This is a genomic window from Natrinema sp. HArc-T2 (genome assembly GCF_041821085.1).
GTDB lineage: Archaea > Halobacteriota > Halobacteria > Halobacteriales > Natrialbaceae > Natrinema.
In genome coordinates, this window is the sequence record NZ_JBGUAZ010000004.1 from 320,028 (window position 1) to 337,681 (window position 17,654).

A 17,654-nucleotide genomic window follows, 5' to 3' on the forward strand; every position below is an offset into this window, starting at 1 on the left:
TACTCACATTCTAATTTCAGATTAGCGTGAACGACGACCGACCATGAGAGGGACGGACACCAAGTAAATCAGGCGACGAACTCGGCCCGTCTCGTCGGCATCGATCGACGGGGAATCCGATTTCAACGGCTTGAATGTGTAACGCGATGCTGGAACTACGGTCGGATCGGTATTGTAGTGGATGGTTCGTCGCAGAACGGGCGCAGTGGTGCTCCTCGTAGCTGCCCTGCTCGTCACAACGGCAGCCTACGGCGTTCTCACGGGAGGCCGCCCGCAGGTCGAATCGGTCGACAACGACTGGGGGACCGTCACGACGGACCGAACGGAAATCGAGACGCAACTCACCGTCGCCAATCCGCTGTTGCCCCGCGCTGGCGATGCCGTGGCGGACGTCTCGTATACGGTTTCGATGAACGACATCGAAGTCGCAACGGGAGAGACAACCAACGTCTCTCTCGGCGGCGACGAGCGTACTGTCACCGTCACCACGTGGTTCGACAACGGCGAAATCCCGACGTGGTGGGCCGGCCACGTCAACAGAAACGAGACGACGACAGTTCGAATCGATCCCGACGTCGTCGTCGACTACGCCGGTATTCGCCTCCCGGCAGAAGAGTGGACTCGGACCCGAACCGTTCACACGGACCTGCTCGAGCCACTCGAAACGAACGAGAGTCAGCGGTTACAGGTGGCCAACCAAACGGTGCTGGTCGTCACCGAGACGAACGCACGGTGGGGCAACGCGACCGTCACCCGAACGCCGATCGACGCGTCGGCGACGGTAACCAACCCGACGCCGCTTCCGGTGCCGATCACGGAACTTCGATACACGGTCCGGCTGAATGGCATCGTCGTCGGGCAGGGCAGCGCCGGCCAACAGACCGTCTTGCAACCCGACAGCACCCGAACGCTCGAGGCCACTGCAGCAATCAACAACTCCAAACTCGACGAGTGGTGGGTCACACACCTCCGAAACGACGAACGGTCGACCCTGACAGTTCAATTCAACGCGACGCTGGCGTACGGCGACGTCGAGCGAACGGTCCCCCTCGAGTTTCTCTCGTACCAGCGACCGTTCGAAACGGACCTGCTCGGAGCGGAACCCGAGCGCATGAACGAGTCCGCTGGCGACCAGACCGAACGGGCACGGGAACAGCTGTCACGTCAGCGCCGATCGCAGCGCACGGAAGACGCGACAGCGGGCCACTCGAGCCACGGGAGACGCGTTCGAGTGCAGAACTGACGACAGCGGCGTCACCGAGCAGTGGCAGTCGGCTCTGATGGTCCGCTCTCGTCGCTCAGCGCCTGTTTTTGTGGGATGAGCAGCGTGACGATACTCCCCCGAGGCGCTGCGTCCTCGAATCGAATCGTGCCGCCAGCGTCCGTGACAATGTGGTCGACGAGCCACAGCCCCATCCCGTTGCTGTGTAAGAGCGCATCGATCTCTGCCTCTCCCGCGATCACCTGTCGTTCCGCGGCTGGAATCCCCGGTCCGTCGTCTTCGACCCGGATTTCGACCAGCTGATCTCGAGAGTGGACGCTGATCGTCACCGCGGGTGTGTCCTGTGTCGCATGAACGATCCCGTTCTCGACGAGTTCCGTGATCGCCTGCTCGAGTTCCGGCACCGTCCGTAGCTCGAGGCTGGCCGGGACGTCGACGGTGATCGCAGCCTGGGGATAGCGCCGCTCGAGGTGACGGACGACATCGTCGACGACCGCTGGCAGGTCGAGTGACTGCTCCGTCGACGGCTCCAGGAGGAACTGGACGATCTCACGTTGCTTGTCGGCCTGGGCGAGTAGCTGATCGCTTGCCGCGATGATCTGGGCGGCCATCGCCGCGAGGTCATCGTCGTCGTCGGACGCCTCCGTTCGGATCATCTCGGCGGTCCCCGTGACCACGTTCAGTTCGTTGCGGATGTTGTGACGGAGAACGCGAGCGAGCACCTGCAGTTGCGTGACGCTCTGGTGGAGGTCGGTCTCGAGCTGTCGTTGGTAGGCCTTCTGTTCGGTGATGTCGTCGTGGATCGCGACGAAGTTCTGAATCGTGCCGTCCGCATCGAAGATCGGCGCAATCGTTTGGTGGACGACGAACTGATCGCCGTTTCGACGCTCGTTGACGAGTTCGCCCTCCCAGACGGTGCCTGCGAGGATGGTCGACCAGAGTTCGTCGTAAAACGCCTCGTCGTGCACACCGGAGTTGAGTATCCGTGGTGTCCGTCCACGGGCTTCGGTTGCCGAATAGCCAGTCATCGTGACCCACGCGTCGTTGACGTACTGAATGGTGCCCGCTCGATCCGTGATCAAAACAGCATGACCCGAGTAGTCAGCCGCTTTTTTGAATTTGCGGGCTTCGGCCTCGCGCCGTGCGAGCGTGCGATAGAGTGTGGTCTGTGGCTCTTTGATGCCGGTTTTCACGACTGAGACGTAGACCAGATAAAACGAACCGAGCTTGAGGACGTGACCGACGGCGTTCGACAGGCCGTAGACATCGACGTAGAACGTAAAGGCGAGTTCCGACCCCATCGTCAGCAGTATCGAGGCGGCGACGAGCTGGAAGACGCGCGTATCGAACGCCGTTCGATGTCGATAGATGAGGCCGAGGCTAGCTGCAAAGAGGGCGATGATCAGGTATTCGCTGCCGATCTTGAACTGCGTCAAGCCGCTTCCCGGAACGTACGTCTGTGGGAACCACCCGACTGCGATCGAGCCGAGACCGAGCCCGACGACGACGGCGTAGCCAGACACGAGCGCGAGCAGGGTTCGTCCGGTCCACCCAACGGTAGCGTCCTCTCGCGCGTCGAGAGAGAGGCCAACGGCACCCGCACCGAGAAGCGAGAGGGCCTCGAGAGCGCGGCTCAAGACCCAAAGCTGCGTCGGGAGATCGACACCAGCACCCGGAAAGACGCCCATCCCCTTGTATGCAAGCGTGTGGAACAAATCGAGACCGCCCACGAACAGGTAACTGACACCGAGGATCGCCAGAAACCGGCTTTCCAGATCCGCCCGTGTGTTCCAGGTGATGATGAAGACTGCAGCGGCAATGAGCACGCTGACGAACTCGACGAGGCTGTGAAAGAGCAGAAAGTTGTTCACTTGGACGAACAGCAGCGAAACGAACCCACCACAGACTACGACGATGGCGGGTGCGTACGATCGCCACTTGAACGCCCAATTGCTGAACGTCACACGTACTGTCTCTCGTTCTCACGAGTCTATAAGAATATTAAGAAGATCGTATCACGGGTTGGACGCGGGTGGCGATCGATGACACATCGGTCGTCGTCACTGTCGGTTACGCCACCCGATCCGCTGACCGCGCTGCGATCGGTGTCCGATTCGTTTCAGCGTAGCACACAGCTATTCCGAAGTGGAACAACTATCTAATTTGACCTGTGCGGCAGCGTGAATCAGTATCTTCACTGTCTGGAAGCCCAAGAGACAGTCGATGAAGACGAAGCGCCTGTTCGTTCTCTTACTCGCGCTTATCGCGGTGGTCCTCACGGCTTCCGTCGTCGTCGGCTTTCAACACCACAAGGAGGCGCTTTTCACACACGAGCAAGCGGAACTCGAGCGAGCGACGATGCACGTCCAGTCCGAACTCGACGGGCAACTCGACGCCCTGCAGCGAACCACCGAGATCGAGGCGACGAACCCGACGCTTACACGCCACGGAAGCGCGTCCCAGCGACGCACCCTCGAGACGTTCGTCGAGCGGTCATCGTTCGCCGGCGCGTCCGTCATCGCCGCCAACGGGACGATGACGAACATCGTCGCTGACTCCGGCAGGCCGGACGCAACCGTCGGCGCAGATTTCAGCGATCGCGTGTACTTCCAGCGCGCGATGGCCGGGGAGACGTACGTGAGCGAGCCGATCGAAGCCGACTCCGGCAACTACATCCTGACGATCAGTACACCGCTTTCCGAGAACGGCACGCGTGTCGGCACGCTCAACGCGGCGTTTCACCTGAAACACGGGGACTTCTTCTCACAGTTTACCGCGACGCTCGAGGACGAACAGGGGTTGACGATCGAGTCACAATCCGGCAAGCGCATCTATACGGCCGCGCCGTCACCGAACACCGACCTGATGGAACACCAGACAACGCTCTCGGAGACCGGGTGGACGGTGAGCGTCAAGGAAAGTCGAGTACCGCTACAAGAACGGAGTCGAGAGCTCTCGACCCTTCAAAGCGGTGCTCTCCTGTTCGTACTCGGCACGCTCTCCCTGTTCGGGTGGTGGGTCTACCGGCGAAGCCTCGCGCAACTCGACCAGGTGCTGACCGGCTTCGAAGCGCTCGAACATCAGGAGTATCAAACCCGCATCGAACTCGAGGGAGCAGACGAGTGGCAGCACATCGAGCACGGGTTCAATCAGTTGAGTCGGACGCTCGACGGGCATATGCGCGAGCGGCAAGAATACGAACGTCGACTCGAGACCCAGCGTGACAACCTCGAGACGTTGAATCAAGTGTTGCGCCACGATATCCGCAACGACCTGCAGATCGTACTCGCCTACGCGGACCTGCTGGCCGACCACGTCGAAGCGGGAAGCGACGACGAAGAATACCTCGAGACGCTCCGAGACAGTGCGACGCAGGCGGTCGAGTTGACGGAGACGGCGCGGGAGATGGCCGACGTGATGCTTGCGAACGTAGACGATCAGCAGCAGGTTCGTCTGAAACCCCTCATCACGGATGTCGTTGGGGAGGTCCGGACACAGTATACGACGGCAGACATCACCGTCGACTGGGAGGCCTCCGAGACGGAAGTGGTGGCAAACGAGATGCTCGCCTCGGTCTTCCGAAATCTGGTAAAAAACGCCATCCAACACAATGACAAGGCGGTTCCCAAGGTAGCCGTTTCGGTGAGCGACGACGCAAGCAAGGTCACCGTTCGCGTCGCGGACAACGGTCCCGGCGTCCCTGACGCGCAAAAGGACGATATCTTCGGCAAAGGCGCGCGCGGACTCGAAAGTGCCGGAACTGGACTCGGCCTGTATTTGGCCAAGACCCTAGTCGACGCCTATGGCGGCGACATCTGGGTCGAAGACAACGAGCCCGAGGGCGCCGTCTTCGTAATCACGCTACCAAAAGCCAAGTAGTGCGCCCGTCACCCTCCCACTCCCGTGGTTGAGCTTTTTGCGACTGTGAGGTGTCGTCTCGAGTATGCCCGCACCAGACTTCCGCGGCACCTGGTCCGAACCCGAAGTCGAGACCTTCTTACAGGAGGTGACGATTCCACTCCGCGTCGCCACCCAGCGACCGGACGGCTCGCTGTGGCTCGTCACGCTGTGGTATCGCTACCGCGACGGCAGGCTCGAGTGTGCGACCGGAGCCAGTTCGGCGCTCGTTCGCTTCCTCCGGCACGAGCCAGCGGTCGCCTTCGAGGTTTCGACCAACGACGTCCCCTATCGCGGCATTAGGGGCAACGGGACTGCCGAACTCGAACCCGATCACGACAAGGCGGTCCTACGGGCGCTCCTCGAGCGGTATCTCGGCGGGACGGACTCCGACCTCGCCGTGTGGCTGCTCGACGACGCTCGCGAGGAGATCCGGATTCGGATCGAGCCCCACGAGATCTATAGCTGGGATTACAGCGAGCGGATGGGCGAGGGCTCGAGCGAAAGCGCAGACGAGAGTGACAACTGAAACAAGTGACAGACGGATCGCACAGCCCTCGTGCGATCAGGTGTGCACTGACGTTCAGTGGCTACTATAGAAACGATGATAGTAGGCACTCCGGTTTCCGAAAACGGGGATCGATTGGACGGGACCGCTGTGGCCGATCAGTCGTCGTCGGCGTTCGGTGCGACCACTTTCGGGTCGTCAGAGTCGTCAGCGCGCGGGAAGTGGCCGATCGTCTCCTCGCGGAACGCCTCCTCGTCGAACTCGTAGTCGTCGCCGAGGAAGTCAAGCAGCGTGTGCGTGTCCCGCATGGCGTTTTTGAGACACGTCGAGGCACCCGGCGACGGCGTGATGTTGAAGATGATATCGTCGCCGACGATCTTGGCCTCGCCCATGTCGAGCGATTTGTTCTTCGTGTCGACGATCTGTGGCCGGACGCCACCGTAGCCTTTCGCGCGCTCGATGTCCTCGAGTTCGACGGTCGGGACGACCTTCTGGACGTGGGGTAGGAACTGCTTCCGACCGACGTTCGGCACGTCGTAGACGAGGTTCCGGAGCACGTACGGCAGCAGAATGCGGTCCGAGAGAATGTTGGCGTAACTCAGGAACGCCGCGGCGTTCAGACCGAACACGTCGAGGAAGTCTTTCACCGTCGAGATGCGACCGCGCTCGAGCGTCGGGACGAGCTTTGCGGTCGGTCCGAAGCGGGTGATGCTGCCGTCGTGGACGTCCGCGTCGCCGTGGACGGCCGCGAAGGGCAGTTTCTTCATCTGGAGCGTGTAGACCTTCCCGTTCAGGAGGCCGTCGTCTGTGTCGGCCAGGAAGAAGCTCCCGGCGATGGGGAGCAGGACCTTGTCCTGCCCGTAGCCGAGTTCCTTCGCCATCTGCAGGCTGTGGGAGCCGGCAGCGACGACGGTGGCGTCACAGTCGAAGCGCCCGCGGTCGGTCTCGAGCGTGTAGCCGTCGAGCGTCGGCGTGATGTCTGTGACTTCCGTGCCGGTGTAGACGTCGACGTTTGCCTCCTCGCGGGCTTCGTCGACGAACGACTTCGACGTCTCGCCGTAGTCGACGACGTAGCCGTCGGGCGTCTGCAGGGCGAGCATCTCCTTGTTGGGGTCGCGGCCCTCGACGACCTTGGGCTCGAGTTCGCCGATCTCCTCGCGATCGATCGGGCGCAGCTTCGGGAAGAGGTCGCCAAAGCCTTCCTCGTGGTAGCGCTCCTCGAGTTCTGCGACCTCCTCGTCGCCGACACCGAGGACCATCTTGCTGCGCTTGGAGTGCATCTCCCGGTCGGGGTCGTGGTTCTCGAGATACCCCGCGAGAAGCTCTGCAGCCTCTTTGACCTCTTCGGCCTTCTCGAGCGTGTAGTTGGTCTCGATATCTCCGAAGTGGAGGGTCTGGGAGTTGTTGGTGTGGTGGGAGTTGATCGCTGCGATCTCCGATTCCTTCTCGATCAGTGCGATCGAGTCGATATCAGTGAACTTCGCGGTCGTGTACAGAAGGGACGCGCCACTGATACCGCCGCCGACGATAACTAGGTCGTATTTACCAGACATTATTGGGTTGTGTGGGTCGGTACTGCATACGCTCGACTCCAGACCTATAACTCATATTTTTTCCTCCTCGTTTTCGACAACTGTCTACACAGGCATCGACGACTGTGAGCTCAGCGGTGAAACCGTACGTAGGGTGGCGATATCGGTCGATTCGTGGATCAATCGAGCGAATTGTCATCGTATCCGACCGCTTCATCGGTGGCAGGTTATGTCTCGACTGCCGGTTTGCACCCGGTAGCTCGGGACGTGTCCCCACACGATATCGACAGTCGACGTACCACGAAGCGACCCCCACCGAATGCGTCGCTGTCCGCGGCGGCTCATACGGTTTGCTGTCCCGATGTCCCGGTGGGCCCACAGGGCGGTCGCGGTCCCACCGGCACTGACTGGCAGGAGACCGTCTCACTCGCTCGAGTCGACCTTCTGGTAGATGACGTGCCCGCAGGCCTTACAGTGGGAGGCGTCCCGGTCGTGCGACGACAGCCCGCAGTTGGGACACGTCACGTCGACTTTCTCTCTGTGGCTCCACTCGCGGACGATCTTGCTCGCCTGCCACGGAAGGACGATGATGCCCGTCAGGATCGCTGCCACCGTGACCCATCGCCCCGCGATCGTAACCGGGACGATATCGCCGAATCCAACCGTCGATAGCGCGACCACGACGTAGTAGAACGCATCACCGAACGTGACAACGTCCGGATTGACCGCGTGTTCGGCGCTGTAGAACAGGCCGGCGGAGACGAAAAACAGCACCAAGACCGTCAACAGCAACTTCAGCGCGCGCAAGGAATTGTCCGTGATCGTTCCGAAGAAGAACTCCGCGTCCTGCGTGAACCGATAGAACCGAAGTGCCCGCAACACCCGAAGCATACGGAGGAACCCGACGTTGACGACCGTTACGCCCGGGACGAACAACACGAGAAACGTCGGGAGAACCGCGATCAGATCGACCATGGTGTAAGGATTGAGAAACTCCTCGAGACGATTTCGAGCGCCGTACAGTCGTAGCAAGTACTCTCCCAGAAACACGACGGCGATCCCGACCTCGAGTCGCCAGAGCGTCGCCTGAATCGCCGACGGGAGCGCGTAGGTCTCGGCGACGAAGAGGGCGACGAACACGACGTTCAAGACCAACAGCACGATGTCGATCGCTTTTCCAAGCGGCGTCCGGTGATCGATCAGGTAGAAACGAACGGTCTCCTGACGATCGCGGCTCTCAGGCGACGGTTCGGCTGGCATTCGGCAGTAGTCTCCGAGGGCGAACCATGTAGACCCTCGGATCCGTACGTGGGAGTCGCCTCGAGCCATCTGCGACCGAGTTCGCTGGCTTGCAACACCCTCTAGTCGCGTGCTCGCGTCGCGGACGACACCGAAACACGTCGAACACTCCGTTCCAACGGACGACCACGACTGTGTATCAACCGGGTATTAGCCTATTCGCGTAGAGTAGTGCGGTGATGAGCGCGGCGCTCGAGTTTCTGTATCGTGTCCTCGCACTGCTTGCTCTCGCACTGGCGATCAGGATCCTCGTCGACGTCTGGCTCGAGATTCCCTACTCGATTCTCCTGATTCTGGTCGGGGTTGGGATTTCGGTCCAGCCCATCGATGTCGGACTTCGGCTGTCTCACGACGTGATTATGTCCCTCGTGCTCCCGCTGATCCTGTTTAACGGGGTGATCAAGTTGAATCGCAGGGTGTTGCGCGAGAACATCGTCGTGCCGCTCGTCTTAGTCGTGGTCGGGGTCCCGCTGGCGGTCGCACTGCTCGGTGCGGTTACGGCGGTCGCGTTCGGGCTTCCAGTGCTGGTTTCGCTGTTGCTGGCCGGGATCGTGGTGCCGACGGATCCGGTCGCCGTTCTCTCGCTGTTCGAGGAGATCGACGCGCCGGAGCGGCTGTCGGTCATCATCGACAGCGAGAGCCTGTTCAACGATGGCGTCGCGGTCGTTATCGTCAACGTCCTGCTCGTACTCATCGCCGAGCACCCACCGGCGACGGGCGGTTCCGGACTCGCCAGCACGGTCGTGCTCGAACTCCTCGTCGTCGGCGTCGGTGGCTTCCTCATCGGGAGCGTTCTCGGATACGCCGCCACGCAGTTCATTCGCCGCGTTCCCGAACGAATGGCGGTCTTGCTCAGTACCGTCCTGGTGGCATACGGGAGCTATGTCATCGCCACGAGCGTCGTCGGCGTCAGCGGCATCCTCGCGACGGTGGGTGCAGGCCTGTTCGTGGAGACGACCGCCAGCGAGGGACTCGAGATCGATCGCGACACCCTCGAGTTCGTCCGCGACACCTGGGAAGGCGGCTCGTTTCTCCTCTCGACGTTGGTGTACGTCCTCATCGGCGCGCAGGTCCAGATCGCCAGTCTGGTCACGCACCTGTGGTCGATACTCGTCGCGACCGTCCTCGTCTTGCTCGTGCGGGCAGTGGTCGTCTACAGTCTGGTCGGAATCGTGAACGTGACTGCCGCGACGAAGACGCCACGGAGCTATCAACACATGCTCGTCTGGGGCGGGCTACACACCGTCGTTCCCATCGCACTGGCGCTCGGGCTGCCCGCAGGGCTCCCACACCGCGAGTTCATTCAGACGGTAGTCTTCGGCGTCGCGATAACCGGTGCGCTCGTCCAGGGGTTGCTGATGCCAACGGTCCTCCGTGTGACTGGGATCCAGGAGCGTGCATCACGTCTCGGTGCATCCGACAGGGCGGAGTAACGACCTCGGCGGCTGCGATGTCGGCATGAACTCGAAATTGACGCGTGGAAGCGGGCGAGAGAGACCACCTAGACTTTACGTGTTCGTCGGCACTAGCACACGTGAATTCTACAGAGGTCCGTCGCCAGTGGGCAGACCGGTCCGGCGAATACTCACCGGAATATTACGCCTACTACGGGCCTGACGAGACGAGTGAGACGATCCGCAGCATTCTCGATCGGCTCGTCGACCGAGACGTATCTATTCTCGAGGTCGGCTGTAGTTCGGGCCGTCACCTCGCGCATCTCCACGACGATGGCTTCGAAACCCTGTCTGGAATCGATGTCAACGACGACGCGTTCGACGTCATGGCAGAGGCCTACCCCGAACTTGCTGCCGACGGAACGTTCTACCACGACTCGATCGAAACCGTCGTCGGCGAGTTCGACGACGACCAGTTCGACGTCGTCTACTCGGTCGAGACGCTCCAACATCTTCACCCCGACGCCGAGTGGGTGTTCGAGGACCTAGCCCGAATCACTGCCGACCTCCTCATTACGATCGAAAACGAGGGCGAGTGCGACGGCGACGAGTCAGAGTCGGCAGATACCGACGTGAGCTACGTCAACGACGACTTCCCGCTGTACCACCGCGACTGGAACCGTGTGTTTACCGAGCTGGGCCTGCGCGAACTCGAGGCCACATCCGGCAAGCGAGATACGATTCGAACGTTCCGGACGCCACAGGCCTAGTCGTTACTGAGCGCTCGAGCGAGTAAGCGGCCACAACGAAGCGACCATGACCGTTCTCAAAAGCAGGCCTCGGCACTCATAGGGCTCGTCACGGACGGATGCCGAGTCCGGCTCGGAGCGGGTGCATCGTCATCGGCCACGCGAGCGTAGGGCCGTCGCTCCAAAGACGGTTTGGATTCGACAGAACAGGTCTTCCTTACGCCGCTTCGTTCGTGGTTCCGGATGCAAACGCCGCGTTCCACTCGTCGACTAGATTCTCGAGTCGCGCCCGGTTCTGATAGGAGAACATCCGGGGGGCGCGGTCGGTCGCCGTTCGCGGGTCCTCGAGCGGAGTCGTGTTCGTGCTCGCAGGTGTCGCTCGCGTTCGGTCAGTCGTCGGTTCGGGCTCGGAGTCGGTTCGGGTCAGGTATTCTGTGTGCATGTCGGTCGGGTGTTGGTGTCGTCGAAATCGGTGCTGATCGGCAATGAACTCAGGCTGCTACGTGTACGACCGACATCTGTACACCCTCGTACTGCCCCCATGGTTATAAAAGTTCATGATAAATCTCATCTCCGGGCGATGGTGTGTGAAAACAACTACCATGGCGTGTATCGTTCGGTTCAGTTGTCACAATAGCCCACGCGAGGGTGACTCGCGGCGCCCATCCAAAGGCCGACGTTTTTCACCGTCGCCGTGGGCGCATCTCGTGTGTCGACCGTTCCACCGGAGGCAGAACGATTGCTCGAGGACGAGCCACTGATGGCCCATCTGGGTACCTGCATCGATGGACGACCCCACGTCGCACCGGTCTGGTACCGGTACGCCGACGAGGTCGTCGAGATCGTGACGACGGGCCGAAAGCTGGCGAACATCAGGCAGAATCCGCGGGTTGCCCTCTCGGTCCAGAATGACGAGACAGGACAGGCACGCTGGATGGTGTCGCTACTCGGGACGGCGACGGTGATCGAAGCCGAGGACGAAACGGCTGCGGCTCGCCGCCGGATCAACGAGAAGTACGGTGCAGGTCCCGACGCCTACGCCGAGAACACGCTGGTGCGGATCGACGTCGGCTCGGCGACGTATCGGATGTACGACGACACCCTCGAGTAGCGATACACGCCAGCCCGCACGCGGGGTGGCTGCGCTCGATCAGTTCTCGAGTCGTTCGCGCGCGGCCGCGATGACCAGCGGAAGCGTGATCGTCGCATCGGCGTAGACCGAGACGTTTTCGGCGTCTTTCTCGAGTTTGCCCCACGAGCGCGCCTCGTCCAAGGTCGCCCCGGAGAGGCCCCCGGTCTGTTGGGGGTCCATTGTCAACTGGACGGCGTAGTCGTAGGCGTCGGGCGAGACGAGCATCGTCTGGAGGGTGAAGTTCTTCGGGACGCCACCGCCGACGACGAACGCGGCGGCCTCGTCGGCGTGGTAGGCGATATCGGTCAGCGGCGTCATGTCGGCCAGCGCGTCCAGCGAGAAGTCGGACGTCTGGGAATACATCCACGCCTGCAGACCCAGCACGGAGTCCTGAACGGCGGGACAGTAGATCGGCACGTCGTTTTCGTACGCCGCGGCGGCGATGCCGGGATCTTCGTGGACGTCGTCGCGCTCGTTCACCTCGGCGTTGGCCCGACCGAGTTCCTCGGTGAGCCGCTGGATCGAGACGACGCCCTCCTCCTCGAGCACCGGGAAGACCTCCTCGCGCAGGTGCGATTCGAACGTCGCGAAAAACTCCTGTGGGAGATAGACGTTGTAGATGCGGTCGACACCCTCGTCACGCAGTTGCTCGTCGTGTTCGCGTTCGGTCTTGTCCTCGGCGGTCACCTCGCCGTGGTGGTGTTTGCCGCCGATGGCCTCGATCGCGTCGTGGGTGAGGTTCGCCCCCGTCGTGACCAGCACGTCGATGTAGCCGTCACGGATGAGATCGGCGACGATCGCGCGCATGCCGGTCGGCACCATCGCACCCGCGAGGCTGAAGAAGACGGTCACGTCGTCGTCGAACATCGCTTCGGTGATGTCGACGGCCTCATGGAGGTTCGCCGCGCCGACGCCAGCCGCCCCGTACTCGTCGGCGAGTTCGCCGACCGTCATTCCGGCCCGGACTTCGGCGTGGCCGATCGGATCGTGCGAGAAGGTCTCCCGCTCTGGCTCGTGGTGGCCGTCCGCGTCGCCGTCGGCGTCGCTGTCGTGATCGTGCTCGTCGCTCATGTTCTCGCATGCGCGAGCCACCGGTTTGAACGTCGCGGTTCGGGTCGTTTCGTCGCCTCGAGAGAGTCATGAAACCGTTCACCCACAATGCGTACTGACCATCAGGACCCATGCCAATTGTGATAGATGCTCTTGGACCCGTGCAAGATACAAGGCGCGTATCTTGTTTGGCTCCCGACTCTACTGGCATGCGAAAAGGCCACCATAGTCTGCCGGCGTGTAGAGAACTGAGAACAATGGAGCTAACCACAACGGAGAGGGGTGTCTGACGTGATTGTGTACGTCGACCAGTCGACAGTACGTGATGGAAAACTGGACGAACTCAAGGCAGCGATGTCTGATCTGGTGGATTTCGTCGACGCCAACGAACCGGACATCCTATCGTACGACGTCTACTTCAGTGATGACGGCACCCAAATGGCCGTCGTGCACACGCACGCTGACTCGGCATCACTGGCGTATCACATGGAGGTTGCGGGCCCGAAGTTCCCCCCGGTCGGTGAGTTCATCGACCTCGAGGCTATCGACGTGTACGGACGGCCGAGCGAGGAACTCGTCCGCCAATTCGAGGAGAAGGCATCGACGCTGGGACACGGACACGTGTCGATCCACGACCGTCACGACGGAATCGATCGGGTTTCTGTCGGCTGACCCGTGTGCTGAATCCATCCTCTTTATCGGTCATGCTGTTACTGACAGAGATTGAGCAGTTGGCGAACGCGCTGCTGAATATATAGCGCGTCTCTGTCAGGTGCTGGAACCGACGACTGTCCCGACGATCTCCTGAGCATGGTTGATTTTAACACACATGCCGTCGGAGTTTCGAACGAACGTTATGCGATGACGGGAGGAGTGGAAACGACTGGCTGGGAAACGTTCCCAGAATGGTGATTTCTCATGACACAGACCGCAGTAGATGTCGAACGTGAGTATAGAGAGTTGTGGAACGGGGACTTCTCGAAGTTGGATGTCGTTGCCGACTCGGTTGACGTGTACGTGCCATCACTGTCTGACGGCGAGTTTCACAGCCGCGAAGCGTTTGAAGCGTATCTCCGGGACCTCCGGACGGGGTTCCCCGACTGGCACGTCACGGTAGACAACATCCTCGCCGACGATGAGATGGTCATGAAGGAATGGACAGTGACAGCAACACACAATGGCGAATACAACGGCATCCCGCCGACCGGCCGCGAGATGACAGCTTACCGCTGGGGGTGACTACAGTCCCGTCGGCACGTCGAGATACGTCGTCTCGAGCCCCCACCCCTCGACCAACGCCTGCAGCGATCGCACGCCGAACGTCTCGGTCGCGTAGTGTCCCGCAAGGAAGACGTGAATGCCGGCTTCTTTGGCCTCGTGGTAGGCCTTTCCTTTCCCTTCGCCAGTCACCAGCGCGTCCGCGTCGGCCGCGACGGCCTCGGCGAGCCAGTCGGTGCCGCTGCCGGTGACGATCGCGACATCGTCGATGTCGTCGGGGCCAAAGGCGAGGTGCTGGACCGGCTGACCGCCCGTATCGAGGGTTGCCTCGAGGCGCTCGCGCACTTCGTCGGGACTGTAGGGGTTGGCTGCCGTCCCGCGCTGGCCGATGTACTCGGGGCCGAGTTCGCCGAACGGCGTGCGCTCTTCGAGGTCGAGTACGTCGGAGACCCCCGCGGCGTTGCCAAGTTCCTGGTGGCCGTCGAGCGGCAGGTGTGAGACGTACAGCGCGAGGTCGTGCTCGAGCAACGGCGCGAGCCGGCCGTAGGTCCGACCGGTGACGCGATCGAACCCGCCCCACGAGATGCCGTGGTGGACGACCAGCAGGTCCGCGTCGGCTTCGATCGCCGTCTCGAACGTCTCGCGGACGCCGTCAACGGCGAACGCGACGCGTTCGATGTCGGCCTCGTCCGGGCCGACCTGAAGGCCGTTCGCGCTCGCATCGAGGTCGGCATAGTCTGCGGTTCGAAGCTCCGCGTCGAGTCGATCGACGACGCGCGCAAGTTCCATAGCCGACCGTTCGGCGGCGCTCTCCTTGTATCCGACTGATTCAGTTTCGACGAGTCACACATCGCTTCGAACAAAACGAGGGGGCCGCGCTACATGAGGTAGAACAGCGGGAAGAGGATCACCCAGACGATGTCGACGAAGTGCCAGTAGAGCCCGAAGTACTCTACCGGTCGATCGTCCTCGAGATAGGCGTCGACGGTCAGGATCCGATAGACCATGAACCCGGCGATGAGCAGGCCGAGGATGACGTGTAAGGCGTGCAGGCCGGTCGTCACGAAGTACATCGAGTACTCGAGGTCGGTAAACCAGTAGATGTCGTGGGCGAACTCTTGGCTCCACTCGTAGCCCTTGATCCCGAGGAAGGTGACCCCGAGTGCCAGCGTCGCGCCCATCGACGCCAGCAGGCCGCGTCTGTTCCCGCGTTCGGCCATCATCAGCGCGAGAACGACCGTGAAACTCGAGGTCAACAGCACGTAGGTGTTGACCAGCCCGATGATCTCGGATGGCGGGACGGGTTCGATCGTCCCCCAGCCCGCGTTGAGCCGCATGAAGACGTAGCCGCCGATGACGGCCCCGAAGACGACGACGTCCGACGCCAGGAAGAACCAGACGCCGGTTTTGGTCGTGCCGACGCCCTCGAACGGCCAGCGTTCGGCGATCGTCATCTCGGGTGCGTTGAATTCCTCGCGACCGTATTCGAAGAGCGTGTAGCCGAGGATGGCGACACCGACGAGCGACAGCACGGGATAGAGGACGTTCGGCGAGCTGGCAGCAGTACCGGGAAGTTCAGCCCCGCGTGGGACCGCAAACTCGGCGACGAAGGGCGTCAGCCCGGAGAGCCCGAGGAAGGTAACGAACATCCCGATCCCGATCCCGAACGGCCAGATGCTCGCGTGATCTTCGTGTTCGGTCTCGAGGGACTCGGCCTGGCCTGCCTTGCCGTGGGCGACCGCGCCCCCGTCTGCCGCGGTCGCGTCATCGACGAACCGCAACTCGCCGCTGGCGTAGCTGGGTCGGTTTGGCCAGTTTTCCAGTGGCGGGGGCGAGGTCGTCGCCCACTCGGCAGTGCGTGCGAACTGCCACGGGTTGTCGGGGGCGTCCGGCCCCGAGACAATGCTCTTTGCCAGCGTGATGAAGACGAGCAGAATCGACAGGGCGAGGACGAATGCGCCGACGGTCGCGAGCTGCTGATAGATCTGTGCGCTCTCGGCGTAGTGGAAGACTCGCCGGGGCGTCTCCCAGGCGATGAACATCGGAAAGTACAGCAGGTTGAACCCGATGAAGTAGACGGCGAAGCTGAGTTTTCCCAGCCGTTCGGAGTACATCTTGCCGGTGATCTTGGGCCACCAGTAGTAGAGGCCGCCGATCAGCGCGGTGACACCGGAGACCATCACGTAGTGGAAGTGCGCGACGACCCAGTAGGTGCCACGGAACTCGTAGTCGAGGACGACTGCGCCGAGGAAGACGCCGGTGATCCCACCGATAATGAACAACACGAGCGCGCCAAGGACGAACAGGAACGGCGTCGTAAACCGCACCCGACCCTTGACCATCGTATAGATCATCGCGAAGACCATCAGGTCGAAGGGCAACGAGATCCCGATCGTCGTCGCCATAAACAGCGTCTTGATCGGGAGGTTGATCGTCGTCAGGAACATGTGGTGCATCCAGACCAAAAAGGACTGGATCGCGACGAGCACCATCGCGATGATGACCCACTTGCGACCGACCAGCCGACGACCAGTGAACGTCTGGACGATCTCGAACATGATCCCCAGCGCGGGGAAGAAGACGATGTACACCTCCGGATGGCCGAAGAACCAGAAGATGTGTCCCCAGAGGAGACTCGAGCCTTGCGCGGTCGACGACAAGTACTGGGTCAGCAGGATGCGGTCGGTAAGCATGAGGATGAGCGCGGCCAGCAGCGCCGCGAAGGCAAACAGCATCATCCAGACGGTCAGCAACGTCCCCCACGTAAACAGTGGCATGTTCCAGAGCCCCATCCCCTCAGCGCGACAGCAGTGGATCGTCGTCAGGAAGTTCACCGAACCGAGAGTGACCGACATGACGAACAGCGTCAGCGCGAGAATCGTCGTGTTGCCACCCATGGACAGCGTATAGCCAGGGTTGTATATCGGAACGTTCAGCGGCGCGTACATGTACCAGCCGTTTGCCCACGTCGTCCCCTGGAAAAAAGACAGTAGGATGAGAAGTCCAGAGAAGAGATAGAACCAGTAGCTCAGCGCGTTCAGTCGGGGAAAGGCGAGGTCTTTCGCTCCGATCTGTAAGGGGACGACGTAGTTCGCGAAGGCGAAGCCAAGCGGCGAAATAAACCAGAAGACCATCAAGAGCCCGTGGACTGACACCGCCTGATTGTACTGCGTGTTCGTCAGAAAGCCGATCCCGCCTGCTTCCCACAGGTGGATCCGGAACAGCAACGCGAGGACGCCACCGGCGACGAGCAGGAACAGCGCAGTAAACAAGTAGAGAATCCCGACGTCCTTGTGATTCGTCGTCACCAGCCAGCGCTTGATCGTCGTTCGCGGCGGGAACTCACTCATCGGCCACCACCTCCACAACCCGGGTGGCGCCCCACACAGCCATCGTCACGTCGGAGACGCTGTGACGAAGCGGTTCGAAACACCGACCGAGACAGCACCTCGGTACGCGACGGAGACTCATACTCGCCGTCTTACCACGATAGCACGCATCAAGGTACACGACGCATCTGCAGGCACTACTTACCTGCCGGAACACGCAGTGACAATCCGACCGGGAGACGAGTTTCAATCGAGACTCGAGCAACGACAGACACGAGCCAAGACACCAAGCGCGTCGATCGCTATAGTAACAACTGAAACGGT

General features: G+C 61.5%; 15 protein-coding genes. 8 read left to right on the forward strand and 7 right to left on the reverse strand.

Annotated features, from left to right (window positions below):
• Positions 1 to 205: 205 nt before the first annotated feature.
• Positions 206 to 1,243, forward strand: coding sequence for an LEA type 2 family protein (locus ACERI1_RS12375; protein WP_373618485.1), 1,038 nt, complete (start codon positions 206 to 208; stop codon positions 1,241 to 1,243).
• Positions 1,244 to 1,254: 11 nt separating this feature from the next.
• Here ACERI1_RS12375 and ACERI1_RS12380 read toward each other — a convergent pair whose 3' ends face one another.
• Positions 1,255 to 3,186, reverse strand: coding sequence for an MASE3 domain-containing protein (locus ACERI1_RS12380; protein WP_373618486.1), 1,932 nt, complete (start codon positions 3,184 to 3,186; stop codon positions 1,255 to 1,257).
• Between the two features lie 259 nt (positions 3,187 to 3,445).
• Here ACERI1_RS12380 and ACERI1_RS12385 point away from each other — a divergent pair, with 259 nt between their 5' ends.
• Positions 3,446 to 5,101: an ATP-binding protein gene (locus ACERI1_RS12385; protein WP_373618488.1), complete on the forward strand. Its 1,656-nt coding sequence runs from the start codon at positions 3,446 to 3,448 to the stop codon at positions 5,099 to 5,101.
• A 64-nt stretch (positions 5,102 to 5,165) separates the two neighbouring features.
• Positions 5,166 to 5,648 carry a pyridoxamine 5'-phosphate oxidase family protein gene (locus ACERI1_RS12390; RefSeq protein WP_373618489.1) on the forward strand — a complete coding sequence of 161 codons (483 nt, stop codon included), beginning with the start codon at positions 5,166 to 5,168 and terminating at the stop codon, positions 5,646 to 5,648.
• A gap of 137 nt (positions 5,649 to 5,785) precedes the next feature.
• On the opposite strand, the gene ACERI1_RS12395 is transcribed toward ACERI1_RS12390, so the two are convergent.
• The gene (locus tag ACERI1_RS12395; RefSeq protein WP_373618490.1) at positions 5,786 to 7,180 is read right to left on the reverse strand and encodes an FAD-dependent oxidoreductase; all 1,395 of its coding nucleotides are present in this window, start codon (positions 7,178 to 7,180) and stop codon (positions 5,786 to 5,788) included.
• Between the two features lie 402 nt (positions 7,181 to 7,582).
• Positions 7,583 to 8,419, reverse strand: a complete 837-nt coding sequence (locus tag ACERI1_RS12400) for an ion transporter (RefSeq protein ID WP_373618491.1) — start codon at positions 8,417 to 8,419, stop codon at positions 7,583 to 7,585.
• A gap of 218 nt (positions 8,420 to 8,637) precedes the next feature.
• On the opposite strand from ACERI1_RS12400, the gene ACERI1_RS12405 reads away from it, so the two are divergent.
• Complete coding sequence (locus ACERI1_RS12405; protein ID WP_373618492.1) at positions 8,638 to 9,891, forward strand: cation:proton antiporter; 1,254 nt, start codon at positions 8,638 to 8,640, stop codon at positions 9,889 to 9,891.
• 101 nt (positions 9,892 to 9,992) lie between these two features.
• Positions 9,993 to 10,622: a class I SAM-dependent methyltransferase gene (locus ACERI1_RS12410; RefSeq protein ID WP_373618493.1), complete on the forward strand. Its 630-nt coding sequence runs from the start codon at positions 9,993 to 9,995 to the stop codon at positions 10,620 to 10,622.
• 196 nt (positions 10,623 to 10,818) lie between these two features.
• Here the strand turns inward: ACERI1_RS12410 and ACERI1_RS12415 are convergent, their stop codons facing one another.
• Positions 10,819 to 11,043: a hypothetical protein gene (locus ACERI1_RS12415; RefSeq protein ID WP_373618494.1), complete on the reverse strand. Its 225-nt coding sequence runs from the start codon at positions 11,041 to 11,043 to the stop codon at positions 10,819 to 10,821.
• Positions 11,044 to 11,310: 267 nt separating this feature from the next.
• Between ACERI1_RS12415 and ACERI1_RS12420 the strand changes: the two genes are divergently transcribed.
• Positions 11,311 to 11,712, forward strand: a complete 402-nt coding sequence (locus ACERI1_RS12420; RefSeq protein WP_373618495.1) for a pyridoxamine 5'-phosphate oxidase family protein — start codon at positions 11,311 to 11,313, stop codon at positions 11,710 to 11,712.
• Positions 11,713 to 11,751: 39 nt separating this feature from the next.
• Here the strand turns inward: ACERI1_RS12420 and ACERI1_RS12425 are convergent, their stop codons facing one another.
• Entirely contained in the window at positions 11,752 to 12,804 is a 1,053-nt protein-coding gene (locus ACERI1_RS12425; protein WP_373618496.1) for a deoxyhypusine synthase, read from the reverse strand.
• 261 nt (positions 12,805 to 13,065) lie between these two features.
• On the opposite strand from ACERI1_RS12425, the gene ACERI1_RS12430 reads away from it, so the two are divergent.
• Both ACERI1_RS12430 and ACERI1_RS12435 read left to right on the forward strand, forming a co-directional pair.
• Positions 13,066 to 13,455: a putative quinol monooxygenase gene (locus tag ACERI1_RS12430; protein ID WP_373618497.1), complete on the forward strand. Its 390-nt coding sequence runs from the start codon at positions 13,066 to 13,068 to the stop codon at positions 13,453 to 13,455.
• A gap of 246 nt (positions 13,456 to 13,701) precedes the next feature.
• Positions 13,702 to 14,022 (forward strand): ester cyclase, encoded by a 321-nt coding sequence (locus ACERI1_RS12435; RefSeq protein ID WP_373618498.1) that lies wholly within the window; start codon positions 13,702 to 13,704, stop codon positions 14,020 to 14,022.
• Here the strand turns inward: ACERI1_RS12435 and ACERI1_RS12440 are convergent, their stop codons facing one another.
• Positions 14,023 to 14,790, reverse strand: coding sequence for a Nif3-like dinuclear metal center hexameric protein (locus tag ACERI1_RS12440; protein ID WP_373618499.1), 768 nt, complete (start codon positions 14,788 to 14,790; stop codon positions 14,023 to 14,025).
• A gap of 89 nt (positions 14,791 to 14,879) precedes the next feature.
• Positions 14,880 to 17,351 carry a cbb3-type cytochrome c oxidase subunit I gene (locus ACERI1_RS12445; RefSeq protein ID WP_373618500.1) on the reverse strand — a complete coding sequence of 824 codons (2,472 nt, stop codon included), beginning with the start codon at positions 17,349 to 17,351 and terminating at the stop codon, positions 14,880 to 14,882.
• Positions 17,352 to 17,654: the final 303 nt, after the last annotated feature.

Bases quoted from the DNA above. Each gene is read 5' to 3' on its own strand.
- ACERI1_RS12385 (WP_373618488.1), top strand. From the start codon at position 3,446: ATGAAGACGAAGCGCCTGTTCGTTCTCTTACTCGCGCTTATCGCGGTG.
- ACERI1_RS12390 (WP_373618489.1), top strand. From the start codon at position 5,166: ATGCCCGCACCAGACTTCCGCGGCACCTGGTCCGAACCCGAAGTCGAG.
- ACERI1_RS12395 (WP_373618490.1), bottom strand. From the start codon at position 7,180: ATGTCTGGTAAATACGACCTAGTTATCGTCGGCGGCGGTATCAGTGGC.
- ACERI1_RS12400 (WP_373618491.1), bottom strand. From the start codon at position 8,419: ATGCCAGCCGAACCGTCGCCTGAGAGCCGCGATCGTCAGGAGACCGTT.
- ACERI1_RS12405 (WP_373618492.1), top strand. From the start codon at position 8,638: ATGAGCGCGGCGCTCGAGTTTCTGTATCGTGTCCTCGCACTGCTTGCT.
- ACERI1_RS12415 (WP_373618494.1), bottom strand. From the start codon at position 11,043: ATGCACACAGAATACCTGACCCGAACCGACTCCGAGCCCGAACCGACG.
- ACERI1_RS12425 (WP_373618496.1), bottom strand. From the start codon at position 12,804: ATGAGCGACGAGCACGATCACGACAGCGACGCCGACGGCGACGCGGAC.
- ACERI1_RS12435 (WP_373618498.1), top strand. From the start codon at position 13,702: ATGACACAGACCGCAGTAGATGTCGAACGTGAGTATAGAGAGTTGTGG.
- ACERI1_RS12440 (WP_373618499.1), bottom strand. From the start codon at position 14,790: ATGGAACTTGCGCGCGTCGTCGATCGACTCGACGCGGAGCTTCGAACC.
- ACERI1_RS12445 (WP_373618500.1), bottom strand. From the start codon at position 17,351: ATGAGTGAGTTCCCGCCGCGAACGACGATCAAGCGCTGGCTGGTGACG.